This window comes from Vibrio sp. TBV020 (genome assembly GCF_046056895.1).
Taxonomy (GTDB): Bacteria; Pseudomonadota; Gammaproteobacteria; order Enterobacterales; family Vibrionaceae; genus Vibrio.
Genome location: NZ_JBEEAQ010000001.1, coordinates 1,067,323 through 1,092,979 on the forward strand (window position 1 = coordinate 1,067,323; position 25,657 = coordinate 1,092,979).

General features: G+C 42.1%; 23 protein-coding genes. 18 read left to right on the forward strand and 5 right to left on the reverse strand.

The window, feature by feature from the left end; genetic code table 11:
• Nucleotides 1-41 precede the first annotated feature (41 nt).
• A complete protein-coding gene (locus AAFX28_RS04535; protein WP_408686046.1) occupies nucleotides 42-809 on the reverse strand; it encodes a siderophore ferric iron reductase in 768 nt (255 codons plus the stop codon).
• A 145-nt stretch (nucleotides 810-954) separates the two neighbouring features.
• On the opposite strand from AAFX28_RS04535, the gene AAFX28_RS04540 reads away from it, so the two are divergent.
• The 6 genes from AAFX28_RS04540 (at nucleotide 955) to AAFX28_RS04565 (ending at nucleotide 8,300) form a co-directional block, all read left to right on the forward strand.
• Nucleotides 955-1,917 (forward strand): helix-turn-helix domain-containing protein, encoded by a 963-nt coding sequence (locus AAFX28_RS04540; protein WP_408686048.1) that lies wholly within the window; start codon nucleotides 955-957, stop codon nucleotides 1,915-1,917.
• 135 nt (nucleotides 1,918-2,052) lie between these two features.
• Nucleotides 2,053-4,212, forward strand: a complete 2,160-nt coding sequence (locus AAFX28_RS04545) for a TonB-dependent siderophore receptor (RefSeq protein ID WP_408686050.1) — start codon at nucleotides 2,053-2,055, stop codon at nucleotides 4,210-4,212.
• A gap of 182 nt (nucleotides 4,213-4,394) precedes the next feature.
• Nucleotides 4,395-4,580 carry a hypothetical protein gene (locus AAFX28_RS04550; RefSeq protein ID WP_408686051.1) on the forward strand — a complete coding sequence of 62 codons (186 nt, stop codon included), beginning with the start codon at nucleotides 4,395-4,397 and terminating at the stop codon, nucleotides 4,578-4,580.
• A 124-nt stretch (nucleotides 4,581-4,704) separates the two neighbouring features.
• The gene (locus AAFX28_RS04555) at nucleotides 4,705-5,895 is read left to right on the forward strand and encodes an MFS transporter (RefSeq protein ID WP_408686053.1); all 1,191 of its coding nucleotides are present in this window, start codon (nucleotides 4,705-4,707) and stop codon (nucleotides 5,893-5,895) included.
• Entirely contained in the window at nucleotides 5,870-6,826 is a 957-nt protein-coding gene (gene yidZ, locus AAFX28_RS04560) for an HTH-type transcriptional regulator YidZ (RefSeq protein ID WP_408686055.1), read from the forward strand. The genes AAFX28_RS04555 and yidZ overlap by 26 nt, the downstream gene beginning before the upstream one ends.
• A 139-nt stretch (nucleotides 6,827-6,965) precedes the next feature.
• Nucleotides 6,966-8,300, forward strand: a complete 1,335-nt coding sequence (locus AAFX28_RS04565; RefSeq protein WP_408686057.1) for a dihydroorotase — start codon at nucleotides 6,966-6,968, stop codon at nucleotides 8,298-8,300.
• Nucleotides 8,301-8,374: 74 nt separating this feature from the next.
• Here AAFX28_RS04565 and AAFX28_RS04570 read toward each other — a convergent pair whose 3' ends face one another.
• Nucleotides 8,375-9,244 carry an aspartoacylase gene (locus AAFX28_RS04570; protein WP_408686059.1) on the reverse strand — a complete coding sequence of 290 codons (870 nt, stop codon included), beginning with the start codon at nucleotides 9,242-9,244 and terminating at the stop codon, nucleotides 8,375-8,377.
• 159 nt (nucleotides 9,245-9,403) lie between these two features.
• On the opposite strand from AAFX28_RS04570, the gene AAFX28_RS04575 reads away from it, so the two are divergent.
• The 6 genes from AAFX28_RS04575 to AAFX28_RS04600 all read left to right on the forward strand — a co-directional run bounded on the left by AAFX28_RS04575 (nucleotide 9,404) and on the right by AAFX28_RS04600 (nucleotide 13,088).
• Nucleotides 9,404-10,636, forward strand: coding sequence for a peptidoglycan DD-metalloendopeptidase family protein (locus AAFX28_RS04575; protein ID WP_408686061.1), 1,233 nt, complete (start codon nucleotides 9,404-9,406; stop codon nucleotides 10,634-10,636).
• A gap of 234 nt (nucleotides 10,637-10,870) precedes the next feature.
• Nucleotides 10,871-11,218: a hypothetical protein gene (locus tag AAFX28_RS04580; RefSeq protein WP_408686063.1), complete on the forward strand. Its 348-nt coding sequence runs from the start codon at nucleotides 10,871-10,873 to the stop codon at nucleotides 11,216-11,218.
• 2 nt (nucleotides 11,219-11,220) lie between these two features.
• Nucleotides 11,221-11,661 carry a hypothetical protein gene (locus tag AAFX28_RS04585; RefSeq protein ID WP_408686064.1) on the forward strand — a complete coding sequence of 147 codons (441 nt, stop codon included), beginning with the start codon at nucleotides 11,221-11,223 and terminating at the stop codon, nucleotides 11,659-11,661.
• 2 nt (nucleotides 11,662-11,663) lie between these two features.
• A complete protein-coding gene (locus tag AAFX28_RS04590; RefSeq protein WP_408686066.1) occupies nucleotides 11,664-12,161 on the forward strand; it encodes a hypothetical protein in 498 nt (165 codons plus the stop codon).
• 55 nt (nucleotides 12,162-12,216) lie between these two features.
• Nucleotides 12,217-12,624 carry a hypothetical protein gene (locus tag AAFX28_RS04595; protein ID WP_408686068.1) on the forward strand — a complete coding sequence of 136 codons (408 nt, stop codon included), beginning with the start codon at nucleotides 12,217-12,219 and terminating at the stop codon, nucleotides 12,622-12,624.
• Nucleotides 12,624-13,088, forward strand: coding sequence for a hypothetical protein (locus AAFX28_RS04600; protein ID WP_408686070.1), 465 nt, complete (start codon nucleotides 12,624-12,626; stop codon nucleotides 13,086-13,088). The genes AAFX28_RS04595 and AAFX28_RS04600 overlap by 1 nt, the downstream gene beginning before the upstream one ends.
• Before the next feature lie 5 nt (nucleotides 13,089-13,093).
• Here AAFX28_RS04600 and AAFX28_RS04605 read toward each other — a convergent pair whose 3' ends face one another.
• A complete protein-coding gene (locus AAFX28_RS04605) occupies nucleotides 13,094-13,672 on the reverse strand; it encodes an HD domain-containing protein (protein ID WP_408686072.1) in 579 nt (192 codons plus the stop codon).
• Between the two features lie 197 nt (nucleotides 13,673-13,869).
• Between AAFX28_RS04605 and AAFX28_RS04610 the strand changes: the two genes are divergently transcribed.
• The 6 genes from AAFX28_RS04610 to AAFX28_RS04635 all read left to right on the forward strand — a co-directional run bounded on the left by AAFX28_RS04610 (nucleotide 13,870) and on the right by AAFX28_RS04635 (nucleotide 19,370).
• On the forward strand, nucleotides 13,870-14,793 hold the full coding sequence (locus AAFX28_RS04610) for a DMT family transporter (protein WP_408686074.1): 924 nt from the start codon (nucleotides 13,870-13,872) through the stop codon (nucleotides 14,791-14,793).
• Between the two features lie 159 nt (nucleotides 14,794-14,952).
• Entirely contained in the window at nucleotides 14,953-15,333 is a 381-nt protein-coding gene (gene gloA / locus AAFX28_RS04615) for a lactoylglutathione lyase (RefSeq protein ID WP_408686816.1), read from the forward strand.
• Between the two features lie 12 nt (nucleotides 15,334-15,345).
• Nucleotides 15,346-16,446 (forward strand): alkene reductase, encoded by a 1,101-nt coding sequence (locus AAFX28_RS04620; RefSeq protein ID WP_408686076.1) that lies wholly within the window; start codon nucleotides 15,346-15,348, stop codon nucleotides 16,444-16,446.
• A gap of 163 nt (nucleotides 16,447-16,609) precedes the next feature.
• Nucleotides 16,610-16,831 (forward strand): DUF6500 family protein, encoded by a 222-nt coding sequence (locus tag AAFX28_RS04625; RefSeq protein ID WP_408686078.1) that lies wholly within the window; start codon nucleotides 16,610-16,612, stop codon nucleotides 16,829-16,831.
• A gap of 155 nt (nucleotides 16,832-16,986) precedes the next feature.
• Entirely contained in the window at nucleotides 16,987-18,525 is a 1,539-nt protein-coding gene (locus AAFX28_RS04630) for a response regulator (RefSeq protein WP_408686080.1), read from the forward strand.
• A gap of 110 nt (nucleotides 18,526-18,635) precedes the next feature.
• Nucleotides 18,636-19,370, forward strand: coding sequence for an RNA methyltransferase (locus AAFX28_RS04635; protein ID WP_408686082.1), 735 nt, complete (start codon nucleotides 18,636-18,638; stop codon nucleotides 19,368-19,370).
• 549 nt (nucleotides 19,371-19,919) lie between these two features.
• On the opposite strand, the gene AAFX28_RS04640 is transcribed toward AAFX28_RS04635, so the two are convergent.
• Both AAFX28_RS04640 and AAFX28_RS04645 read right to left on the reverse strand, forming a co-directional pair.
• Complete coding sequence (locus tag AAFX28_RS04640) at nucleotides 19,920-23,120, reverse strand: chitinase (RefSeq protein ID WP_408686084.1); 3,201 nt, start codon at nucleotides 23,118-23,120, stop codon at nucleotides 19,920-19,922.
• Between the two features lie 1,094 nt (nucleotides 23,121-24,214).
• Nucleotides 24,215-25,222, reverse strand: a complete 1,008-nt coding sequence (locus AAFX28_RS04645) for a phosphatidylinositol-specific phospholipase C (protein ID WP_408686086.1) — start codon at nucleotides 25,220-25,222, stop codon at nucleotides 24,215-24,217.
• Between the last annotated feature and the right edge of the window lie 435 nt (nucleotides 25,223-25,657).

A 25,657-nucleotide genomic window follows, 5' to 3' on the forward strand; every position in this document is an offset into this window, starting at 1 on the left:
TATTGAAGCGTTAATTTGGGGCTGACCTCATTGAGCCGCTATTACGCTTTTTCTCTAGATTTGTTCTGCTTTTGTCTTGGGCAATCGGCACACAGTGTTCCCGACTGGCACTTATACACAAGGCAACAACTCATTCGAGCCAAGATGAGCTTTTCGCCTTTGGGATGAAGTTGCAAACTAGCAAGGTGCTTGACCGGTAAGTTAAATCCATGAAGCCACAATCTGGCTTGTTCAGTGATGTACTCGTTGTCGAGGGTTGGTTCATGCTCTTGCAACAGAATTAGACACCTAAGAATCAGGTCTGCTAACAGGTGGTTGGTGAACCCTGGTCGAATACGCGTCCATTGGTTTATTTGCTCTCGGTAATGGTCAAATAGTGCAGTGAGTTGCTCGGCCGCTTGTGGGATTAACTCTTCTATCTCGCCATGAACATGATCAGGGGAGGCAAAACGATATCCAGCGATGTAGTTGTGTTTGGTGAACTGACCAAAATGTTTAAAATCGGGTAAGGACTTCAATCCGTAAATCGAGATAAAGGTAATATAAATAGGCTGCCAACACAGTAAATCCCATGTTCGGGTCAACCAGTAACTGCTACCTGCTTCGGGATGAGTTTCTGCAAGTTGTAAGTATAGGGTTTTGATTTGGTCGCTACTTAGCTTGGTGCGAGTAGAAATGCACGTCTTTGGTAGTTCACCAAAACTTCCTTCTAGGTAAGGGGAAACTCGCTTAGAGTAGTCAAATATCGATTGATAAACCTTTGGGGGTGGAGCCTGAAACCAAGCCGGTTTTAGCCAATCAGGAAACATATAGTGCTTTCATTTGGATTTGGGTGAAGTGCTCGAAAAGGTAGCGTAATCTATATTAAGAAACCTAACAAAATGGTGCATTGTTGTAAATGATTATCATTTTTATGCGCTGATTTCGTGCTATTGCCATTAAGTAATGGTAAAAATGTCATTAACTAAGCTGTTTTATGGGGACACTGTGGCTAAAGCATTAAATACAACTAAAACTGCTGCGACGTTTAATCGTATAAGTAAGGTGCTAACGTTTATTCATAGCAATCTTGATGCGCCTCTTTCACTTGAGGACATTGCAGAGAAAAGTTGTTGGTCTCGCTGGCAATTGCAACGTGTATTTCAAGCTGAAACTGGTCTAACGGTCGCTAACTATGTTCGCGAATTGAAATTGAGTGCAGCAGCAGAGATGCTTTTAGATTCTGATCAACGTGTTATCGATATTGCATTGTCGATGGGGTTCAATTCAGAAATCGCTTTTAGCCGCGCATTTAAACAGTACTTTGGTCAAAGCCCTAGAGCTTACAAAAAAAACGCGCAGCGTATAGGTTTAAAGAAGCCTATCGAAGTTTCTGAATTGAACATTGACGGTGCTAATGCATTTTCGTTTGTTGAGGTGCGTATTGATACCAAGCCTGCGTTTGTTCTCAATGGTGTTCGCGGTGAGATAAAAGGCCTGTTTTCGCTCTCGCCTGACTTTGCTTATGTCGTTCCCCAGTTGTGGCAGAAATTAGAGCTAGAAGCTGCTCATCATCCGAAATCGCAAGGAAACTTTCTTGGCGTGGTGGATGTGACTCGTGCTGCGTTTGATGGCAGCAATATAGAATATTGGGCAGGCATGCAACTCAGTGATACTTTCCCTATACCTGAGCTACCGAGCTTGGTCTCTGAGACCTTAGAAGTGTTGAATGTACCACAACAGACCTATGCGGCGGTTAAGCATAAAGGGCCAATACATAGCTTACCGAAAACTCTTGAATGGTTTATTTTGCACTGGTTACCTTCTTCTGGTTATCGTGGTGTAGACGGATATGAACTAGAGGTTTACCCGGAGAGCTATAATGCGGATTCACGGGATGCAGAAATGGAGTATTGGGTGCCGATTACCAAGGTGTGATTAGCGTGCACTCTGCCTCTGTCGATGGTTTCTATTTAAGTTGCACCAAATTGTTAACTTTCTTTCGTGATTATAAATACAATGCAAATGATATTTATTCTCAACAAAGAAAAAGCATTGGTACAGAAGGACAACATGGACAACACAACTCAATTTAAGCGCTCAGCCCTAGCGCTTGCGTTGCTAGCTACATTTTCAGCTCCCACTTTGGCAACCGAACAGGACACTTCAGATACGACTCAACTAGAAACAATTACTGTTTTGGGTAAAGCGTATAGAAATACGGCGACAAAGACTGCCTTAGAGCCTGAAGAAACGCCGCAAGGTATTACGGTTATCGATGGTGAGTTGCTTGAGCAGCGTGGTGTTCAGTCCGTATCGCAAGCACTTCGCTACGCACCGGGTGTAGTAACTGAGCAAAAAGGTGCGTCAGTTACAATGTATGACAACTATTCAATTCGCGGCTTTGATACAAAAAACGTTAACTACTATGACGGCTTAGCGCTTCAATATTTAAATGGTTGGAACTTACAACCGCAGATCGATCCGATTGCAATTCAACAGCTTGAGGTATTCAAAGGCCCGACATCGGTACTATACGGAGCAATGCCACCAGGAGGTATGGTTAATATCATCGCTAAAGCTCCGCAGACGCAAGACAGTACGTCCGTAGGTGTTGCCACTGGTTCAAGAAACCTGATGGAAGCGTCAATCGATACCACTGGTCAAATCGGTGATAGTGACTTTTCTTACCGCATTATTGCGTTAGCTCGTAAACAAGATAGCCAAGTTGATTTTGCTGAAGAAGAGCGTTATGTATTTGCGCCATCTTTAGACTGGCAAGTGACTGATCGTACACTCATTAATTTCAATCTTTATTACCAGAATGATCCTTCTATGGGGATTAACTCATCGCTACCTTCAATGGGTATGATTACGGATAGCTCACTTGGTTCTATTTCTCCTTCGACATCGGCTGGGGACAAGAACTGGAGTACATTTGAACGTGAAGTGTTAATGTTGGGCTACAAGATTAACCATGAGTTTGAGAGTGGCTGGACATTCCTACAAAATGCACGTTATACCGACGCCTCTTTGTACCAAGAAAATACTTATCACTACTGTGATGAAAGTATCGGCTACTGTGATTTTAATGTTCAAACAGGCGAGTTAACTCGTAACATCTACAGCACGGATGAAAGCTCAACTGGCTTCGTTATCGATAACCAATTATCTAAGCAGCTTTTCACCGGTGACGTTGAGCACAATTTGCTATTTGGTTTTGACTATCAACAGCTTAGCGGTGACGCAAAATATTCTTCGTTCGGTTCCATCAGTGGGTTTAATGTCTACGATCCGAACAACAATATGATCGATCGTAGTCAGCTGTCTGCGACGAGTGTGAGTAATGATAAAGTCGATGTAGAGCAGCTTGGTTTTTACTTCCAAGATCAGCTGCGTTACAACTCACTTGTTGTCATTGCTGGTGGTCGATACGATCAATATGAAGCAAGCAGTAACTACGATGGTGCGATTACCAAAGCAGACCAAAGTGAATTCTCTTACCGTGTTGGTGCACTCTATGAGTTCTCGAATGGCATCTCACCGTTTATTAATTACGCGACAAGTTTTGAGCCTGTCGCAGGCGTAAGTTCATTTAATGAACCGTTTGAAGCGGAAACCGGTAGCCAAATTGAAGGTGGTATGAAGTATCAATCTGCAGATGGTGTGATTGAGTCAACCGCTTCTGTGTTCCATATTGTGAAAGAGAACGTGGTTATCACTGATCCATCATCGGCTGATTACCAAGGTCAATTACAAGTGGGTGAAGTCACTTCTCAAGGTGTCGAATTAGAAGCTCGTTGGTACCCAAGTGATTCAGTTGACGTACTGGCTAGCTACACCTATTTGGATGTTGAAATTACTGAAGACGGCGAGAATGGTCTACAGGGAACAACGCCAATTTATGTACCTGAACATTCAGCAACGCTTTGGACTAACTACTACGTTAGCTCAGGCATGCTTGATGGCGCTCGTATTGGCGGTGGAGCTCGATATGTGGGCGAAATGCAGATGGATACATCCAACACTCAAGGTAAAGTTCCTTCCTATACTGTTGTCGACCTTTCTGTTGGCTACGACCTAGGCTATGCAAGTGAATCACTAACTGGTGCTCAGGCAAACCTAATCGTCAACAACCTGTTTGATACGGATAATTACACTTGCTACGACAAATACAATTGTTGGTACGGTGCAGAACAGTCTATTGAGCTGAATGTTAAATATGACTTCTAATCACTTCATTATCACAGAGCGAAATCATTTAGACGGCAAGAGCTAAACAATACTTTCGTAACGAATACAAAGGATAAGAACCCTAGATCGGTTTCTTATCCTTTTTTACATTCCTGGTAACTAACAAAAATATTATTAAGAACTAAAATTAGTAGGTGCTTAATGTGTTTTTGGAGGCAAACATGGACGTACTTATCCAGTTTGATCAAGAAGGTTTATACCAAAACAACCCTTGGGATGTGCCTATCCCTTATCGGAAAGGCGCCGTACTCTCAGTCAACCCTCTATCAGCTATGGTATTGATCGATCAAAACCAAGCACACCTTTACCATGAAAACGACGAGCTAAGAATAGGGCTTGAAAATTGACCTTTGTTTGATGGTTAAAGGTCGATGTCGTGATTGGAAATACCTGTTGTCATAATGGCAACACGCTAATTCTCTTTGGTTGACATATCATTCTCGCAAACGATTACAGTGAGCGAGTTTTGTTATGTCCCGATTTCTTTTGTGCAGTTTTGCATTTGTCCTGCTTTATCCAACGGCAATAGATTTGTATTTGGTCGCGCTGCCTCAAATAGCGAGTGATTTAGCTGCTAGTGAATCTCAGCTTCATATTGCGTTTTCTATTTATCTTGCAGGTATGGCGACAACAATGATCTTTGTTGGAGGCATTGCTGATCGCTTTGGCCGTAAACCAGTGGCGATAGTGGGTACAGCAATATTCGCTATTTCTTCGCTGCTTGCAGGAAGTGCTGAAACCAGTGACAGCTTTTTAATCATGCGCTTTTTTCAAGGGGTGGGTGCAGCGTGTTGTTACGTCGTTGCGTTCGCTATCTTACGAGATACGTTAGACGACCAAAAACGCGCGAAAGTACTGTCAATGCTCAATGGGATTACCTGCATGATACCGGTGCTTGCGCCAGTGATTGGTAATTTGATTATGCTCAAGTACCCATGGCCTGTGTTGTTTACCACAATGGCTGGAATGGGGCTGATAGTTGGTTTTATTGCCACCTTTATTCTCAAAGAGACGTTGCCAAAGGGGACTAAGAGTGAGGGTGTTAGTGCGATGCACTCTCAAGAGTCTTTACTTAATCGATTTTTTATCTCACGAGTGCTATTTACTTCGCTCGGCGTAACCGCAATTCTCTCTTACGTAAACACGTCACCAATGATTGTGATGGAAACGCTCAACTATAGTCGTGGTGAGTATTCAACAGCGATGGCTCTGCTTGCAATGGTTGGCATGTCGACATCTTTCTCAGCGCCAATTGCACTCACTTACTTTAAGCAAAAAACCTTACTGATAACGTCACAGGTAATAACAATGATGTCGGCTATCGCCATTCTCGCGGCTCACTTGAATGGTGATAGCTCGACTCTTTACATGATCGGTTTTGTCTTGATTAGTATGGGTTTTTCGATGGGTTTTGGTGTTGCAATGAGCCAAGCCTTGAGCCTCTTTTCGCGTAAAGCAGGGTTAGCTAGCTCGATGCTCGGTATTGCACAGGTTTCTTGGTCTGCGCTCTATATCTGGGTGATGGCGTTACTCGGTGTATCGGCGGTTATGATGCTGGTAATTGCTTTGGTCATGGGTAGCGTTATTGGACTCTCTCTAATATTATTAGTGTCAAATCAGCCATCTAGTGAGCTCCATGAAAAAGTCTCTTGCCCGTCTTGACCTAAATTTACTGCTCACTCTGCAATTGCTCTTGCAAGAGCAGAGTGTCACTAAAGCTGCGAAAAAGCTCAATGTTACTCCTTCAACAGTGAGTAAATCATTAGCAAAGCTTCGCGATTGGTTTGATGACCCTCTTTTTGTGAATACTCCCCAAGGGTTGAGGCCAACAACCTTAGCGGCAAGTATGCAAGAGGGGCTGTCAGATTGGATGCAGATAGGCAGCCAGCTTGTGGCTCGAAGGGGAGATGAAGCTCCTACTGGGGTCCGCTTTAATCTAGGTGTTGAATCCCCATTGTCACTGATTATGATTGATGAACTTACTTCACATATTCATCAAACCTACCCTGATTCAAAGGTGAAGTTCAGCAACTGGGATTACGATTCTATTGATGCGATTATCCGAGGCGAACTGGACATCGGTTTTACAGGTCGTGAGAGCCACCCTAGGTCGCGTGAATCCCTCGAACTACTGCCTTACTTTATCGATTACGAAATTCTGTTCACTGATTTACCCCTTGTCTATGTGCGAAAAGATCACCCCTTGCTTGAGAAGGAGTGGAACTTAGACACCTTTTTGAGCTATCCGCATATCAATGTGGTGTGGGAGAAAAGCGAGAGGTGGGCGCTGGATGAAATCTTAATTGAATCAGGCTTAACACGAAAAGTGAGCTTGACCATGTCGAGTTTTGAACAAGCCTTGTTTGTAGCAGAAAAGCAGGGGCATGAGATGCTCACGACAGCTCCAAAATATTGTCAAAGATACTGTGAACAACTTCATCCTGATTTGGTTGCCTTGCCAATCCCAATTGAAGAATCCCAACAGCACAAATTAATGATCCCATTTACGATGATTTGGCATAAACGCAACAACCAGAATCGTAAGATCACATGGCTTAGAGAGACGATTAAAAGCTTGTATAGCGAAGGCTAACGACGAGCAATCTCAACCAGCGAAGGATTCTTTGTTCACTTTCTGTAACATTCATGTCTCAATATACGTAATTATAATATTATCTGCTCAATTAATTGTTATGTTATAACATATCAATTAATTGAGGAGATAGTGATTCATGTCAGCCACACTAATCAAAAATGTTCGAGTCGTGAATGAAGGAAATGTGTTTGAGACTAATGTACGCATTGTTGGTCAGCGTATTGATAGAGTCGACAGCGAAATAGAGCCCGCGACTGGAGACACCGTTATTGATGCTAACGGGGCTTACTTACTTCCAGGGATGATTGACGATCAAGTTCATTTTCGTGAACCTGGATTGACACATAAAGGGACGATTGCATCAGAATCTCGTGCTGCTGTTGCAGGGGGAATCACCAGTTTTATGGAGATGCCAAATGTTAACCCCGCGACGACAACCATTGAAGCTCTAGAGAAAAAGTTTTCGATTGCATCAAATAGCTCGTGGGCCAACTACTCTTTTTATTTAGGTGCAACGGAAGATAACTTACAGGAAATAAAACGTCTCGATCCAAGAAAGCACTGTGGTGTGAAAGTCTTTATGGGGGCGTCTACGGGCAACCTATTAGTAGAAAATCATCAGGCGCTCAATGATATTTTCCGTGACTCTCCTGTACTGATTGTAACTCATTGCGAAAGTGGACCTGCCATTGCCAAAAATAGAGAGCAGCTATTAGCGACTAAGTCTGAGCTGACCATCCAAGATCACCCGGTCATTCGTGATGATGAAGCTTGTTATGCCAGTTCATCTTATGCTGTCGAATTGGCAAAAAAGCATGGAAGTCAGCTGCATGTGTTACACATCACGACGGAAAAAGAACTCGCCCTGTTTGAAGCTGGCCCAATCGAACATAAGTCAATTACAGCAGAAGCGTGTGTTCATCACTTATGGTTTAGCGATAAAGACTACGCACAACAAGGCAACTTAATTAAGTGTAACCCAGCAATTAAACATGAGAGCGATCGTGATGCGCTCGTTGAAGCGCTGAATACGGGTCACATTGATATTATCGCGACCGACCATGCACCTCATACATTAGAAGAGAAAAAGGTTGCCTACGATCAAGCGCCAGCGGGCCTACCTCTTGTGCAACATGCACTGCTAACACTGCTTGATCATGTCCACCATGGTCGAATGAGTATTGAGCAGGTTGTGGAGAAGACAGCTCATAACCCAGCGATTCGTTATGCAATCGAAGATCGCGGTTATATTCGCGAAGGGTATTTTGCTGATCTTGTGTTAGTAGATTTGGAGTCTCAAACGGAAGCAACCAATGAAAACACGCTCTATCACTGTCAATGGTCTCCATTTTCAGGGCACCAGTTCAATGCATCTATTATTGGAACTTGGGTCAATGGCTATCGGGTGTATGCTGATGGTGCGGTTGCTGAAGAACCAAAAGGCGCAATGAGATTGGCCTTTGTTAAGTAACTTTCTTTGACTCTAGCATTATTGTTACTAAGCACCCCGAGCCTATATTGCTTGGGGTGTTTATTATTCCATCGCTAAACGTGCACGGTCTGTTTTGTCGCTAATGCCATTGCGATATGTGCTGCGCTGTACGCGCTCTCATTGATAAAATGAGGGTATATCTTATGAGCTTGCTCCCAATGAATATCGTAGCCAAAGAAGGTGGCTAATAATGGGTCCCCCTGTTTTACTGCTTCAAAATCGCGCCCACAGATTGTTGGGTGAACGGTCGCCAGTCGCATGCTATCGCTATCGAGAGGGATATTCAGCTCCTCAGTGTAGAAGAAGGCATCGTAATGATTAAGCTCTCCTAGTTGGTTTAGATTGTGTTTCTCTACATAGTCGAGAACGTAACTCAGCATTTGCTTCATTAGTTCAAGAGTTTCAAATTTGAGGGAGCCATGTGCCTGAGCGCCAACTTCAATCATGATGCCATACTGGCCACTAGTGCAAAGATAAGGTTGTTCAGACCATGGTTTACGATCTTCAAACAAGATATTCGAACCGGGCATCCTTTGTTTTACGTAAGCGCCCATCTTTGTATAGAAAGGATCATTAGAAAGTAATATGAGCGTGGCGCCCATATTGCTGGTGGTATTATGTAGATCGATCACTAACTCATTGTTGTTTTTCGCGTATTTACTTCGCCAGTGTTTCGCTAACTCGGCTTCGTGACCTTCAATATTTCCGTTTGTGTCGAGAGAGGAGAATTTGCGATTCAAATCGGTATCGAGATAGCGAACATTTTTCTTAATGGCTTCAGGGTTGGCGATGGTTGTCGTAGTAGTAAACGTAGAGCGATCAGCGGTATAGAGTCGCTCTTTTATGAGTTTTTGTATGTAGATACCTGAAAGTTCATTGCCATGAGTCCCAGCGACAAGCAAAACTTGCTTCATCTTTTCCATCGTTTGGTGAGTCCTAATAAAATATTGCTAACGGGGAGAACCATGGGAATGTTGCCTTGACAACCTTCGTGAGAGTGCTTCCCCTATAAGTTTTTGTGCTGAATTGCACTTTTAGTTATGTTATAACATAGCAATTGTGTTATAGGTTACTTACTTTGAATGAAATACTTTAGAGCCACCGCCCTTGCAGTCGCAGTGATTGCGTTTTCAAGCGCTGTTTTTATCACTCTCTTTAATGAAACAACGACACCGAAACAGCCTCCCTCTCAGATCGTGGTTACTCCAGCCAATGAACAAAAAGCAGAGCCATCACCAATCAAAGCTCACTACTTTGTGAAAGTAGGTGACACCCTGAGTGATATTTTCTCTTCGTGGGGTATCCCTTATTCAAAGCTGCAAGGTGTGCTGGAGGCCGATTTATCGCACTTGCAATTGGATACGATCAAGCCCGGCGATCACTTAGAATTTATCATCGATAGCGAAACTCGAGAGCTACTTTCTTTAACTTATCACCTTAGCTTGGTCGAGCGTGCTACGTATCGACTGGATAGCGAAGGAAACTTCGAGTACCAGTTTGAAGAAGAACAGGGCGAGTGGCACGAGGTGTTGTACAGTGGAACGATCAACGGCAGCTTTTCTCTTTCTGCACATAAAACAGGGCTCACTTCTAATCAGATAGCCAACATTACGCGAGTACTGAAGGACAAAATTAATTTTTCTCGTACTTTAAGAGCTGGTGATCGTTTTGATGTATTGATTAATCGTCAGTTTTTGGGGGATCACCCAACAGGAAATAGTGAAATTCAAGCTGTTTCGTTCCAGCTCTCTGGACGAGAGGTCTCGGCTTATTTAGCTAATGATGGCCGTTTCTATGATCGCGATGGACAAAGCCTTGAGCGTGCATTTAACCGTTATCCTATTGATAAGCAGTATCGACGGATCACGTCTGCATTTAATCCTAAGCGCAAACATCCGGTAACAGGGCGCATCTCACCACACAATGGAACTGACTTTGCGACGCCTGTAGGCGCACCTATCTATTCCACCGGTGACGGTAGAGTGGTGGGGGTAAGAAATCACCCTTATGCGGGTAAGTATCTAGTCATCGAACATAACAGTGTTTACACCACGCGCTACCTGCATTTGAGTAAGTTTTTGGTTAAGAAAGGCCAGCAAGTGAAACGTGGACAAAAGATTGCATTGTCTGGCGCGACCGGCCGATTAACGGGACCTCATTTGCATTTCGAGGTGTTAGTTAGGAATCGAGCTGTCGATCCAATGAAAGCGGACTTACCACTGGCGAGCTCTATCGCTGAGAAAGACAAAGCGGCATTCAAAGATCGAATTGCTGCTTTTGACACACGTATTGAGTCCCACAAATTAGAAGGGTAGATGCGACTTTTCGTTTATCGCAGTTTAGGGACTAACTGTGGTGAAACTTCATTTGTCTTTAGCCTTCTTTCAGGATTTTGTATTGCTCTGATAAATATGAAATTCGTGCTCTTAGTGCCTAATGTCAACGTAACGTCAGAAGGAGTTCATCGGTTTTTCAGTGGCGTAAAATGGTAAGTAACCGAGGTTTTCCGCGGCTATTTTGTCCTCTTCACTTTTGGGAGATGACATACCATGAGAAAGCTTACTTATATCCTCTTAACCTATTTTGCGATGACGTCTTTGTCTTTTGCCAATGTTCACAAATGGCAGAACAAAGAGTTTCAAAGCTATTCGGACAAGACCCAAGTCAGCTTTGTTCTGGTTAACCGCTACAACAAACCTGCGGATTATTATCTACGTATCGATAATAAATCTTTCCCAAACAAAATTTCACTCGGGCCCAATCAAGACATTGAATTGGACATCAGTGTGAATACTCCCCCAGGCAAGACCACACAAAAGCTCGTTTGCACCCGTATGGTGAGTGATTCTCCAAACAGTTACGAAGTGTGTAGCACTTTACACTTTCAGAGGTTTTAACCATGAGGGTATTAATGTGCGGTTTGCTCTGCTCGATCTTTGCTTGTAGTGCGTTTTCCAATCCAATCCCAAGCGTTTCAAATCCTTCTGGTACTGACCGAGTTCGTACCGCTGAAGGTGCGACCTGTGAACAAGCAATTTCAACAGGAAAGACATTTCAGTTTGGCACTTATGGCGCTCAGGGAAATGAGGATAGTGATAATTACTACAACAACTATTACTACCAAAACCAAGACGAAGCAGGAATTTACGCGGCGGTGACGTTCCAGTTTGGGGGTAATGAACGGGTTGATTGTACACGTCTGTACGAATTTGAATTGCGCGATCGTGCTCGCCAAGAAGAACTCGCTCAGGCTGAACATGAACTCAAACTTTTACAAATCGAAGCTGAGAAATATCGGCTACTTAAAATGAAACAAAACAACACAGTGTTTTCGGAGTAAACATGAATAAGTTAAACCAACTGTTGGGGGCTTCGGTGTTAACCGTTGCATGTAGTTCAGCGGCTTTTGCACAGGGACCACACGATGACCGCGGTGACGTGATCTTTCGAGCGGAGATAGAAGGTCAATGTGGTATCGAAATCAATGATTCCGAAGGTAAGCTAGGTTTTGGTGGGGCGTATAACCCTGATATTGCGACCATTACATTGATCAACAACTATGACAAAGACACAAAGATGAAACTCAAGCATATTGACTTGGGGGCGCTAGAAGATCAAAACGTCACGGAAGATGATATTAAATTTAAGTCTTTGAGTGTTATGGGTGCCGCAGAAGGAACGGCAGCTGAGTGGAAAGAGGAAGGGTATTTGACGATCCCTAGAGACAGTTTGCGTGATGACAATGAAGTAGACCTTGCTTCAACCGTCGTGTTTGACGAGAACAACCTTGATGCTGATTCGTATCAAGTGAACACCACTTGGGAAATCCACTGTCACTAATACACTCAGTGCAAAAGGTTAGCCCTTTATTAAGGGCTAACCGATCGATTTTATTATGAGACTAAGAATACCTATATTGCTGTCAATGACATTGAGCTATCCAGTGTATGCCAATGGTTTTCAAGCCGAGGAAGTTCGTCAGTGGGATGCTGTGTGCCGAGAAGGGGCTGCGAATCATGAACGCAGAATATTCGACGCATTATCTAACTCTGAATATCTTGATTGGACGAAGATCGAGCTGATGGAAATAGAGAGCAGATTTAACTACACAGATACCTCTACCATCGGCGAAGAGGAGCAGCGTGTGAACTGTGACGTCATGATCTCATACACCTATCAAAATAAGCCGATTACTCTCAGCTCCGTGTATCAAGTAGCGACAGACGAGCGAGAAACATTAAGTAGTGTCAAAGTAACTGAACGAGCGGTGATTGATTTCATTGTTCGAGTGATGGTGAACTAATGCGCAAAATAATCCTGTGGTTGGGGGTAATGTTCGTGGCTTGTCCCAGTTTTGCCAACGTTTCTGCGCCGATTACGTTTCATCGAGAAGTGTCAGAGCAATGCGGACTTACGGTAATAGAGAACCTTGGGGCGTTAGCGTTTGGCCAAGATTATGAAAACCGAACCACGACCTTGAAGCTGGTATCAAATCGTAAAGGGTCACGTGTGCATTTCAAACTTAATCAAATTCATTTAGGGGATTTGGAAGATATCGTCGACCCATCTCAAGTTCACTTCAAACTCGAAGCGCCTAACGTTTATGAAGGTGATATCAATTATTGGCAACAAGGTGTCGAACTTCATCCTAAATTATTTAACCCTGACGGTATTGTTCATGTTTCTGCGCGCGTAGAGACGTCTGAAGATCGTGTACCAGCGGGCCTACTTAACATACACATCGAGTGGGGTATTGAGTGCCGGTGAGTTTATTACATTTCGCTGGCTAACTGTTCGATAAACCCGCGCATATATTCTGTTCTCTTTTTCGCTTCTTGTTTTGCTGCAGGAGTGTTCATCATCGATTCCAGCCTAAACAGTTTGGTAAAAAAGTGATCTATGGTGTAATTCTTATCATCGAGTTCTCGATGTTCACTTAAAGGGTCTTCGGCATGATATAGGCTTGCACCAAAGTTAGTACTTACTTGCAAACATCGTGCAATTCCCACCGCTCCAAGAGAATCTAACCTGTCGGCATCTTGAACGATTTTTGCTTCCAATGTTTTCGGAGTGATGTTTGCACTGTAGCTGTGAGCAGAAATGGCATGATGAATCGCATCAAAGCAATCTGGAGGAAAGTCAATCTCCTCTAAGAATTGGATTGCTTTGTCTGCCGCAACCATTGAGCTTTTTGCACGTTCTGGATGATTCTTTGGGAAGGTAAAACAGTCATGCAGATACGCAGCGCAAAGAACAACATTGAGGTTGGCTTTTTCTTGCTCGCATAGAGAGCGGGCAGTGCTGACGACGCGTTTAACATGGCTAAGGTCATGGGCGGGGTCTTGTACCATTTCTCGCTCTATAAAGGCGAGTATTTGCGGCTCAAAGTTCTCGAAGCTATTCACATTGCTACTCTAGGTTACTGTGTATGTTCGAATAGTAGCATGGAAAGAAAACCGAATGATGGATAAGCGCAGTACCTACGCTTGACCCGTCTATTAGTGTCACCTTTAGACTCTCGAACTTGTATAAATCAAGGTCGAAAGCTATGCAGAATCACACCCTATCTCATCACTTATTTAAAGCTCCTTTTACAAGATTTTCCCACCTACCTAATGTATGGAAAGGTGTCTTGTTGGCATTGTGTTCGACAGCATTGTTTACCGTTGTTGGTGTCATTGTTCGACTGTTGAGTGACTCTTTGGATCTATTTCAAATATTGTTGTTTCGTCAGCTCGTTTTTGTCACGTTGTTGCTTCCAGCCATCGTTAAAAACATCGATATCCTCATCAAACCAAAAAGAGTGAAGTTGCATACGTTGCGTATTTTAGGGGCATTCACAGCACTCTATTTAGGCTTCGTGACCGTCAGTAACATTCCATTAGCAGATGCCACCGCTCTGGGCTTTACTCAGGTGCTGTTTGTAGCTTGTATCTCTCGGGTTTGCTTATCTGAGCGGGTATCTACATCACGCTTGTTTACTATCATCGTGGGTTTTATAGGCGTGATGCTGGTGGTTCAGCCGCAATTTGAGCAGTCGTCGCTGCTATATACCGGAGCGGGATTGGTTGCAGCCTTAGGTGCTGCGGTCGCAGTGATATGTGTTCGAAAAGTGGCGCAAGAAGAGCCGAAAATTACTTTACTAGCCTATCAAGCGGTCTTTGTTGGACTCATGGCATTGATTCCAAGCTTACTAAATTGGCAATGGCCGAGTTGGAGTGAGTTCGCTTTACTGATTTGTGTCGGTGCGTTGTCTTCTTTAGCGCAATGGATAGGCGTTACTGCTTACAAGTATGGTGAAGCGAATGTGATTGCGAATGTAGAGTATGCAAAAATTATCTACTCGGTCGGCTTTGGTTATTGGCTGTTTGCTGAGATACCAAACGGGTTAGCTATTGCTGGATTGATAGTGATTGTTGCCAGTGCCGTATTACCTGTGGTGTACCGTCAAAGCAATAAAGCGGTTTCGTAGTGCTCAAATGATAACAAAACATTATTTATATAATAAGAATTGATAATTTCCTGTCTTTAGGCTGGTCGAGTATCGTTAGTGCAAAGTTTATGAAACGAACAACCGACACAATAGTTAAGAAGCATTCGAGCTGTTGTAGCCATTTGATAGGGGTAAATGATGAAATTTCTGCACACGATGATCCGCGTGACTGACTTAGATAAGTCGATCGAGTTTTACACCAAGGTTCTAGGTATGCGTGTTCTTGACCGTACCGAAAATACTCAATATCGCTACACGCTTGTGTTTGTTGGCTATGAAGAGGGCGGTACGACTATCGAACTCACTTACAACTGGGATACTGATCAGTACGAGATGGGTAATGCGTTTGGTCACCTTGCTCTCGGCGTTGAAGACATTTATGCCGCGTGCGATTCAATTAAAGCGCTCGGCGGTAACGTGACTCGTGAACCAGGTCCAGTGAGAGGTGGTTCAACTCATATCGCCTTCATTACCGACCCAGATGGTTACCAAATCGAACTTATTCAAGTAAGCAAGTAATAGGAGTACACGATGAAAAACGCATTATTTCAACCAATCCAACTTGGCAAGCTTGAACTTAAAAACCGTATCGTGATGCCACCTATGACTCGCTCTCGTGCAAGTCAACCGGGCAACGTTGCAAATGACATGATGGCGACCTATTACGCTCAGCGTGCTGGCGCAGGTTTGATTGTCGCAGAAGGTACTCAAATTTCTGCAATGGGTCAGGGCTACGCTTGGACACCAGGTATTTACTCGAAAGAGCAAGTTGCTGGTTGGAAGAAAGTGACCGATGCCGTACACGCTAAAGGTGGCGCAATTTTCGCTCAGCTATGGCACGTGGGCCGTGTTACTCACCCTGATAACATTGGTGGTCAGCAGCCAATTTCGTCCTCTGCATTGAAAGCAGAAAATGTAAAAGTCTTTATCGACAATGGCAGCGATGAACCTGGATTTGTTGATGTAGTTGAACCACGTGAGATGACTAAGCAAGATATTCAAAACGTCATTGAAGAATATCGTTGGGCTGCACTGAACGCGATTGAAGCTGGCTTTGATGGTATCGAACTGCACGCTGCAAATGGCTACCTCATTAACCAGTTTATCGATTCTGAAGCGAACAACCGCACCGATGAATACGGTGGCTCAATTGAAAACCGACTACGTTTCTTAGGTGAAGTCGTTGAAGCAATGACAGATGCTATCGGCGCAGATCGCGTTGGGGTTCGTCTAGCTCCATTTACGTCATTAAATGGTACGGTCGACAAAACTCCGGTAGAAACTTACACCGCAGCAGCTGCACTGTTGAACAAACTGAATGTGGTTTACATGCACATTGCTGAAGTTGACTGGGACGACGCACCAGACACACCGTCTGAATTCAAAGTGGCTGTACGTGAAGCGTATCAAGGCACAATCATTTACGCAGGTCGCTACAATACTGAAAAAGCAGCGCAAGCGGTGAATGATGGTTTAGCTGATATGGTTGGTTTTGGTCGCCCATTTATCGCCAACCCAGATTTGCCAAATCGTATTCTTAATGATTATCCACTTGCACAGCATGACCCAGCAACGCTGTTCGGTGGCGCTGAGAAAGGCCTACTTGATTATCCAGAATATCAAGCAAGCTAACAGAATTTAGTCAAACTAAGCTAAAGCACCTCACAACCCCCAGTGAGGTGCTTTTTTGTATATTCTCAATATTGTGAGTCATAGCAGATACACATTTCAATTTAATCTCTTCCCCCTAACTTACTGATACTATGGCGTTCTTTAATCAGCTCGGAATCAATTTATGCGTCAGTCATTACAAGAAAAAATCGTTGCAGTCTGCCAAAAGAAAATCGCTCAGAAAGGCGAGGGTGTGGGTGTTTCTTTCTATGCATTCTTTGCCAATAAAAATGACGATCCAGAGCTGTTAATGGAAGCCGCCACATGGTGGATTCAAACCCATAAACTCGATCATTTTGAGAAGGCGACGAAAATTATCTCATTGATTCAAACAGAGGTGAGCTAACGACAACAGGGAGTTGTTAGTTTGATATGTTGCTCCCATCTTACTGTTCATTTTTTTAATTCTGTGCTCTATGCAGAGTAAGCATACGTATGGTGTGTTGAAGATTGTCTACACTATGACTAATGATCTTTTTGTAGATAAGGATTGCCTACGCGATGCAGAAAATCGTACTCAATACAGTGAACACTCCTGAGCGTCTCAAATTGGTACTAGATAGCACTCGATTGGGGATGTGGGATTGGTCACCTGTAACGAATGAAGTCGTTTTTGATAATAACTGGGCAAAGATGTTGGGGCTGAAGTTGAGCGATCTTTCAATGACCTTGGATGATTGGTCATCTCGAGTGCACCCTGATGACATGGATAGCTGTTTGGCGGATATCCAAGCCCACCTTGAAGGCAAGACTGAGTTCTACGAAAACATGCATAGAATGAAGCACGCCAACGGAAATTGGGTATACATTCTCGACCGGGGGCAAGTGGTAGAACGAGATTCTGAAGGCAATGCGTTGCGTTTCACTGGTACACATGCCGACATGACAGCTTTAAAGAGCGCAGAGTTTGACGCACTATTAGCAACCAAAGCCAAAGAGCGCTTTTTTTCTAGTATGTCCCACGAATTACGAGCCCCGTTACATGCTATGCTTGGTCTTCTCGAATTGGTACAAAAAGATCATAGCGCCAGTGACGTACCAGAAAAGTTAAAGATCATTCACGACTCGGGGCACCATCTTTTAAATGTGGTAAACAACCTACTTGATGCTAGCCGACTTCAGCATACGTCACTGAATATCAAGCAAAGTGAGTTCGACATCGTGGAGCTACTCTACAATGCGCATGACTTGTTCTCTTACCGAGTCCAAGAGAAAGGACTCACTCTTACGCTAGTGAACAACTTGGACTCTGGCGACTGCTTTTTGTTGTCAGATCGTTCGCGATTCTTTCAAGTTCTAATAAACCTTATCTCTAATGCGATTAAGTTTACCGATCATGGATCCATTACTCTGGCGCTGAGCAAAGTACCACAAGCTATAAAATTAGATGTGATTGATACTGGCAAAGGAATTGATGACCTCTCTAAGATCTTCCTTCCCTTCTTCTCAAAGGATGCCAGTGAGAAATATGATGATGCAGCGTCAACTGGACTTGGGTTAAACATATCAAAAGAGATCGTGGACTCCTTAGGTTGTGAAATGAGTGTTCAATCTCAGATAGGGCAAGGCTCGACGTTTTCCGTTGTTATCCCGAGCACGCTAGTTGTCGAAGTAAAGGGGCGAACTGCCACTTCACTCCAAGAGTTCACTACTTCAGAAAGCACTATGCAGGGCTGGGAAGGTAAAGTCATTCTTGCTGTTGATGACACGCCAATAAATTTGGTGTTATTGCAAGCGATGTTGTCTGTAACGCCTGTGGAATTGGTTAAAGCCAAAAGCGCTCAACAGGCGCTCGATATTCTAAAAGAAAAGCGTGTTGATTTGATTATTACTGACCTTCATATGCCAGCGCAAGGAGGCTTGGAGTTAACCAAACGAGTACGTTCTAATCCACGTTTGAGTCGTGTTCCCATAATTATCTCTTCTGCTGACACCAAGCAAGAAGCATGGCCTAGGTGCGTTGAAGTTGAAGCCAGTGAGTTTCTTGAAAAGCCTTTCTCAAGCAATCAGTTGTTGAGTGCACTACACGCATATTTGTAAGGTGAAATTTTCCCGTGTTGATGAGATAAAGTAAGCCCTTTAGCTCAGTCGAGCTTTACTCTATAATTGCCGCGCTTTTATTTGGGTTACCCCTTTACCTTGGACAGATTATGATTTCAAAAAACCAACTTAAACTACTACGAGCGCTCGGCCAAAAGAAACAGCGTAAAGCGCACGGTCTATTTTTGGTTCAAGGTGAGAAAAACGTACTTGAGTTGGCCAATAGCGATCTGACAGTAAAACAGATTTTTGCGACGACTGAGTTCTTAGATGAGAACCACGTTGAGTTGAACACCTTTGAGTGTATCGAAGCATCATTGGACGATCTCACTAAAGCTAGTACCTTGGTGAGCAACAACGCTGCCATTGCTGTAGTCGAAATTCCAAAGGTAGCAACACCAAAAGCTCAGGGTCTGATGATTGCGTTAGATGGCGTGTCTGATCCGGGTAACCTTGGCACAATCATTCGTGTCGCAGACTGGTACGGTATTAAGCATATTGTGGCGAGTACTGACTGTGCCGATCCTTATAACCCAAAAACGATTAGTGCAACCATGGGCAGCTTTGGTCGTGTGACAGTGAGCCAACTCGATTTGCCAAATTACCTAGAGCAATCGAACCTACCTGTTTACGGCGCCTTTCTAGAAGGGGAAAGCGTGCATAAAACAGAGTTTGCTGCCGAGGGTATTTTACTGATGGGTAGCGAATCTCACGGTATTCGCGAGCAGGCTGCTAAGTTCGTCACCGACAAGATTACTATCCCTGCCTTTGGTGGTGCTGAGTCACTGAACGTAGCGATGGCGACTGGCATTATTCTGGATAACTTGCGCCGTCAGCATAACTAAGCACCGCTTAAGAACACAATGAAGCGCAGTGATGGTAAATCACTGCGTTCAACGCAATTTCTTTCCTCAATAAAGTCATTCTTTGGGACTACAAAGTTGCGAATGAGGAATCTTCCAACCTTTCGAACCACCTCTGTCCCCTAGTCCAATACACAATGTTATCAAGCGTATTGGGAGTTACTCGAGTACGATGACAAAGAAGTCGATTACTGGCTAAGCATTAAAGCAAAGGCCCCTACGTCTTGCAGTGTTGTGTTTATTTCCAGGAGAGTAACTGGATAGTTTGTTTTATGACAGTTCAGAGATTTCGGCTGAACTAGCAACAAGCATTGTACATGACTATCAAAGATTGTTGATAAAACTGATTAATGCAGAGAGAGCGGAAGGGTTATTACTTACCACGTAGTCCAGCGATTAAGCCTTTAAAGTATTATGAAGGGTCTAACATCCCCTTTATTATAAAAACGCTTGAAGGTAAAGAAACTTAGTTTCCTTACCTTCAAGATTTTGGTCTATTGCCTATTTAAAGACAATGCATTTGAACAGTAATTACAGACTTTTTTCTTGTAATTTTATGCTTGTTGACATCCCTGGGCGGCCAGCCACTATCTGTGCTATAAATTGATCTGTTTTACTTAATCCTTTGATGGCCCTACGTACAGTAACGTACCCATTTTTCCTGGTCCTTGCAGAGTAATATGCACTACCGTTGTATGTTTCAAACGCATATTTTCCATTACGCCTAACTATAATTCTAGTCTCAGAATCAAATAGTTCTTCAGGCATTGTCACGTGAAGAGTGTTGCTATGAATTTCAGCGGAGACTTCGTTAAGTGAAACATTCAATTCCAAGTCAGATGCTTTGACTTCATAGCTATATAGCTCTTCCAATAATTTTGATCCTAACCCTGGTTTACCTGAATAAACGCCAATAGTTAGCCTTTGTCCCACTTTAAGAGCTATGCCCCCTCTTCTAAACTTAGCGACCCCGTCATTTATACGAGTGTTTCCGTAGTAAGAGCGACCAGAATAAGTCTCTCCAATATATTTTCCGTCAATGCGGAACATCACTCGATTTTCACCTTTGAATAAATCTGTAGGTATTGTAAATACCGGTTGATAATCAACAATTTTAATATCAACCACAACAGTGTCAGCATACAAATCCATCTCATCAATTGAGATTTGTCCTGCTAACTCCGAGCCTTGTATATTCACTGGAGCTGAAATAGTTCGGGTGAGTACTTTATTACCTTCAGACCAATAAACCTGTAAAGAACCATTTAATAATGTCTCTGCTGAGATGTCTTGAATACGATCTAATACGCTATGAGCGAGAAGGTTTTCATCATGGACGTTAGACGTTGTGAGTTTCTCACCACTTTGAGTATAGAAATTCACCAGGATTTCATTCGTTGAAGCTGACTGACCAACAACTGAAAATCCACCGGTTTCATTTGGCGCCACTGAATAGCCTCTAACATCAGCATCGAGTTCAAACGACTTGGTATAAAAGTTTTCAGCATTGGAACGAATTACAGTGACTTGTGCTGGTGTTCCACCTATAGCAACAAATCCGCCACCATATAGGCTGTCCAGTGATGCCACTTCATGGGCTAACTGAATACGATAACCATCTGGGTATGTATCATTAAATACCTTAACATTGTTATCATGCGCAACGGCTTTACCTTGTTCATTAGCAGCAACCATTGTCGTATTTTGTGTTGCTTTACGTGACTTCTGATTGAGTTTCCCTTGTTGGATTTTGAACTCATATACAGACGACTCTGTTGCGATAACCACGTTATGTTGCTTATTATTTCGGAAGCCAATACGAACTGCATCAGTCGCCATAACCTTGCTGTCAAGTGATAGCTTTTGGATAGTACTGCCATCAAGAGTAATGACTTCAACGTTGTTTCCATACGCGACGAGAATATTACCATTACTCAAACCAGCAACTGTAGATAATGATTCCTCAAATTGAAGCGTACTTATCAAATCGGTCATTGTTGGATCAAAGACTGACAGCGAATTGCCACTCCACACAATCTGACGGTTACTGATAAATGAAGTTTCACCATCATACAGAGGCTTAACTGATCCCAATTTTTCGCTAATGTTCTCAAGCACAACAACACCGTTTACAGAGTGATAGAATGACTTCTTGATAAATTCAGCATAGTCCCCAGAAAAGAAGATATTGTAAGGAGACGCTTCATAGGAAACTAATTGCCCTTTTCCAGCTTCAGTCCAAGACTTTTCCCAGAATGTAGCTGCAGCAGCAGAGCTATCATCACCAAAGCTCATCTGATTCCAACAGTCGTTTTTTTGAGAGGCCAAATCCAAGTTGTCCCATATACCGAAATATTCAGCGAAGCCTTTATAATAAATTTCTCGGTTACGAGGCTGAGAAGGCACGCCTTGAGCAGGCTCAGAGCCACCACACTCTACACCGCCATTAATTACGTTGATGGTAACCCCAAAACCTTCTTCTCGGCCATATTCTAGGTCAAGCGCATTTGGTTCCCATCGTCCGACAACCACATCGTGAATACTCGGCTTTGGTGACCGAGGTTGCATGTAGAAATACACGGCTGAACCAATACTTAATGCCCCCTCGGTTCCCACTAGATGAGGGTTTTCTAAAAGAACTTGGTCATTACCAAACATCACTTTTGAAAACGGTGCGTAGTTATAGTTATAACTCAGCTGTTTGGCACCTCTACCATAATATTGAGCATTAGGGTAGCCTGGCCAGCCTACACCTTGCCAAACATCTTTAGAGCTGCCGCCATTGTATCCGGTACAGCGAGATACACCGTCTTCATTAGCTTCACAGCCAGCTTCTTCTATGTAATATAGCCCTTGTCTGTATTCGTCTAACTGTTCCCCTTCATAAACGTATCCATTCCCCAAATGTGCGCCAACTTCTTGCGTGAAATGAGCAAACATTGTAGATAATTCAAGTTTACACAGAGATTCTTGATTTATTTCGCCTTTAGGATTGTCATTACATAATGCAGGATAGCGAGCTGCAGCTTCTAAAAAGCCTTCATATTGATAAACACTTTTTCTCATTGGAAACAGGTAGTTCCAATCCTCTTCGCTAAATACTGACATAATGGTTTTGACATTTTCAGGGAGAGACGCAGGATTTGAAAAATCTAGCTTGATGTCACCTTTTATAAAGCGAGCAGAAAGGAGTTGCTGTTTAATTAGAGCGGCGCTTGGGCTTGCTTCAATAATATTGAGTTCTTCTTCATTTAATTGAGCAAGCGTTGGTTTATCGGTACCAGAATAAATTGGGTTTTGAGAGGTTGGTAGTAGTGAAAAATTTTTGGATGGCTTGTTACCGTTACCGTTACCGCTATCAGAGTTACCGAAAGTAATTTGTACTGTACTTTCCGTACATTCCGACGTACAGGTTTTGATCACTGCATCAAAAGTGCCTTCACCAGGGTTCATATCATTTGGGATCGGAAAAAGACCTGATGACTCCCCCATTGGTTCTTTAGTGGCCCAATCTTCACCTGTTTCTGTAAAGGTTAAATTATCACTTGAACAGCCAAGATCATTGCCATCAACAGTATAACATGCAGAAGTAACTTCTTTATCCCAATAGGTTACCCATTGAATTACGGCGTTTTCAAGTGGTTGTTTGTCAGCACCAAAAGGTAATTGGGCTGCAAAAGCATTGCAGCCCAATCCTATTGATACCACTAATAGTGGGTATCTGATTTTCATTTATAAAACACTCCGTGTGAACAAAATTCAAACAGAAACTGTGATGGGCAGTGATGTAAATGTCTATGGCATTTGCTCTCAGTTTGAAATTGGAATGATATTTTTATCACCTCACCAGAGTGAGCGTAGTATTCTATGTTTTTATTAAGCAAAACAACCAAAATCTTGCTTATCATTTTCAAGTTTTCATTGGCTTCTAGTTATCCATTAGGTCGACATTTGTGCCTAAAATTAGAACCTATGAAAACAATTCCTAAGAACTCTGTTATATATATCATGGTATTAAATAGGAAATTTTAGAACCTAAGTGGTGGAGAGGTTTATCTAATCCATACTTAAACAAGGTAGGTGAATATGGTGGAATATCTTACAGCCAAGATAGGTATTCATCGTACAAACTAAGGAATGCTAAAGCGTTTGTAGATTATGAACTAATCATTAATTATCCTATATGGAATGGTCCTATAAATAAGAGTTTAAAAGAGTGAGCAATAATAATCCTTCTGTATTATTTGTTTGGGCTAAACATGAAGTAGTTATATAATGTTTTATTCAAGGGATTTGTAAAAACAAAAAACGTATTTATTTACCAAAGGAAATTTATTGATCGTGGCTTGTTCTCGATTGGAGAATTTTAATTTCAGTTTTTAAAATGACTGAGAGGCTTTAAATGACTCTGTTTAATTGTCATAATTACATTTAATTAGTAGGTCGTAATCCCATGGATGTCTATTTTTAACCAATTTTATTTGAAAATAATCCTTTTTGATTAACTTATTTTTGCGCCGCCACTTCGTAAAAAGTGATACACTACAAAGTTAATAATGTATGCGATTTGTTCCTAAAAATAAAATCTACATTAATATGAAATGAGAATTAATCTACTTGTATTGAACTGTCAATAAGCATGGTCAGACATTGAGTTTTTATTTTCTTAATAAATATAATTATACTCAGGTTGTTAATTCGTCAAAGCTGACTTTGCTATTGCTCCTTAAAGGAATAACCAAAATAATAAACATTGATCAGTACTATTCTTATAGTCATATGATAGCATTGTTCAAGGGTGAAAGTTAGGGTTGCGATAATAACGATTATTTAGCATTGTCTTTAATATACAATTCGCCATTTTGAGAGTTTATGCAGAGAGTAATGTTAAAAGCACTTATAGACCAACATATCTCTTTTGACATAAACTTACCATTTTTTCTGTTTGTGTCAATAATAGCATTGATTAAACCAGTTCCAGGAAAATCTATAACAACAATTCCAACATATTTTAACTCATTATTTACAATGTAGTTTTTAGTTAGTGTATTAACCCCTTCAAATGCAATGGAGCAAATACCAATAAAACAGCCAACCCTTGGAAAATCTGGATAAGTATTTTTCCACCCTGGAGTTGTTAATCCAGTAAGTAGTCTAGGGGCATTTGTACCAGGAGAAGAGTGACCACTTGCTACAAAATAAGGGAAGCTTCCTGTACTCCCAGAGAGAAAGTTGATGTGCGCTATTTGTTCTTTATTTGCTTTAATTAAATGATTTCTTACCCGAGTCCATTTAGAGTATAAATCCCAGTTTGTAGCTAGCTTATATTCATCTTGAATATCGAATGAGTTGTAATAGTCAAGACCAAACCATTTGTACTTTCTGGGAGCAAAATTCTGCAGAAAAACTATTCTCCCTCTGACGTCTCTAACCATTGGGTTTTCAGTTCTAATTTCTGGGATCCAGATGATATCACTATTGTTATTTACATACATGTTAAAAGTATCTTCAAAGCTTCTAGTATTATTTTCTTCGTTATGTTCCTCTTTTACTCGTATGAATATGAACTCATCAGGGTTTTTTTCTAAAAATACTCTTACATCATTGATTACCTTTCCGAACATTTGTTTTTGGTAGAAAGCACCATGATGTATAGCAAAAACGTTTTCAATATGTCTCAATCGAATATCGAGAAATCGAATGCCAGCATTCAATTGTTGAGTTATAGATAATGTTTGGTTCTTTACAATTGCTCCACCATGTTGCGAACCAGAACCATGAGTTCCAGGGATAGATATATTTCGAATTCTAGTCTCGTTATTGAGGTTACTCATCCAAGAGCTCTTTGATGGTAGACTTGATTTATTGTGATGATATGCATTGTCATTATGTGAGAAAGCAGAAAAACTGATGGTTATTAAGGCAGTCATAAGAAATAATTTGTGAGTTATCATATATGTCCTTTATACATTTTTTAATCCCTTCATTATCAATGAATAAGCTAGTAAAAAGCAGCCTTTTCCCAATCTGTTAACTACAAAATCAGAATTATCTCACTAGACTGACAACAAGCTTAATCGTTTCAAAGAGGCTAATATCGATCAGGGGTTGTTGCAAAAAACTAGCTCAACACAGAAGCTATCATCGTCTGCAACAATGATTGGTAAGATCAATGACGAACGATTTAGCATTGTTGTGAATTTTGATCATTCTGGCACTCTAAGTCAAAAATCTATGTGGAATGAATAAGATGTCTGATTTCAAACTGG

What these genes read in the sequence shown, in the direction of transcription:
- AAFX28_RS04535 (WP_408686046.1), bottom strand. Translation starts at nt 809, where the DNA reads ATGTTTCCTGATTGGCTAAAACCGGCTTGGTTTCAGGCTCCACCCCCA.
- AAFX28_RS04540 (WP_408686048.1), top strand. Translation starts at nt 955, where the DNA reads ATGTCATTAACTAAGCTGTTTTATGGGGACACTGTGGCTAAAGCATTA.
- AAFX28_RS04545 (WP_408686050.1), top strand. Translation starts at nt 2,053, where the DNA reads ATGGACAACACAACTCAATTTAAGCGCTCAGCCCTAGCGCTTGCGTTG.
- AAFX28_RS04550 (WP_408686051.1), top strand. Translation starts at nt 4,395, where the DNA reads ATGGACGTACTTATCCAGTTTGATCAAGAAGGTTTATACCAAAACAAC.
- AAFX28_RS04555 (WP_408686053.1), top strand. Translation starts at nt 4,705, where the DNA reads ATGTCCCGATTTCTTTTGTGCAGTTTTGCATTTGTCCTGCTTTATCCA.
- yidZ (WP_408686055.1), top strand. Translation starts at nt 5,870, where the DNA reads ATGAAAAAGTCTCTTGCCCGTCTTGACCTAAATTTACTGCTCACTCTG.
- AAFX28_RS04565 (WP_408686057.1), top strand. Translation starts at nt 6,966, where the DNA reads ATGTCAGCCACACTAATCAAAAATGTTCGAGTCGTGAATGAAGGAAAT.
- AAFX28_RS04570 (WP_408686059.1), bottom strand. Translation starts at nt 9,244, where the DNA reads ATGGAAAAGATGAAGCAAGTTTTGCTTGTCGCTGGGACTCATGGCAAT.
- AAFX28_RS04575 (WP_408686061.1), top strand. Translation starts at nt 9,404, where the DNA reads ATGAAATACTTTAGAGCCACCGCCCTTGCAGTCGCAGTGATTGCGTTT.
- AAFX28_RS04580 (WP_408686063.1), top strand. Translation starts at nt 10,871, where the DNA reads ATGAGAAAGCTTACTTATATCCTCTTAACCTATTTTGCGATGACGTCT.
- AAFX28_RS04585 (WP_408686064.1), top strand. Translation starts at nt 11,221, where the DNA reads ATGAGGGTATTAATGTGCGGTTTGCTCTGCTCGATCTTTGCTTGTAGT.
- AAFX28_RS04590 (WP_408686066.1), top strand. Translation starts at nt 11,664, where the DNA reads ATGAATAAGTTAAACCAACTGTTGGGGGCTTCGGTGTTAACCGTTGCA.
- AAFX28_RS04595 (WP_408686068.1), top strand. Translation starts at nt 12,217, where the DNA reads ATGAGACTAAGAATACCTATATTGCTGTCAATGACATTGAGCTATCCA.
- AAFX28_RS04600 (WP_408686070.1), top strand. Translation starts at nt 12,624, where the DNA reads ATGCGCAAAATAATCCTGTGGTTGGGGGTAATGTTCGTGGCTTGTCCC.
- AAFX28_RS04605 (WP_408686072.1), bottom strand. Translation starts at nt 13,672, where the DNA reads ATGGTACAAGACCCCGCCCATGACCTTAGCCATGTTAAACGCGTCGTC.
- AAFX28_RS04610 (WP_408686074.1), top strand. Translation starts at nt 13,870, where the DNA reads ATGCAGAATCACACCCTATCTCATCACTTATTTAAAGCTCCTTTTACA.
- gloA (WP_408686816.1), top strand. Translation starts at nt 14,953, where the DNA reads ATGAAATTTCTGCACACGATGATCCGCGTGACTGACTTAGATAAGTCG.
- AAFX28_RS04620 (WP_408686076.1), top strand. Translation starts at nt 15,346, where the DNA reads ATGAAAAACGCATTATTTCAACCAATCCAACTTGGCAAGCTTGAACTT.
- AAFX28_RS04625 (WP_408686078.1), top strand. Translation starts at nt 16,610, where the DNA reads ATGCGTCAGTCATTACAAGAAAAAATCGTTGCAGTCTGCCAAAAGAAA.
- AAFX28_RS04630 (WP_408686080.1), top strand. Translation starts at nt 16,987, where the DNA reads ATGCAGAAAATCGTACTCAATACAGTGAACACTCCTGAGCGTCTCAAA.
- AAFX28_RS04635 (WP_408686082.1), top strand. Translation starts at nt 18,636, where the DNA reads ATGATTTCAAAAAACCAACTTAAACTACTACGAGCGCTCGGCCAAAAG.
- AAFX28_RS04640 (WP_408686084.1), bottom strand. Translation starts at nt 23,120, where the DNA reads ATGAAAATCAGATACCCACTATTAGTGGTATCAATAGGATTGGGCTGC.
- AAFX28_RS04645 (WP_408686086.1), bottom strand. Translation starts at nt 25,222, where the DNA reads ATGAGTAACCTCAATAACGAGACTAGAATTCGAAATATATCTATCCCT.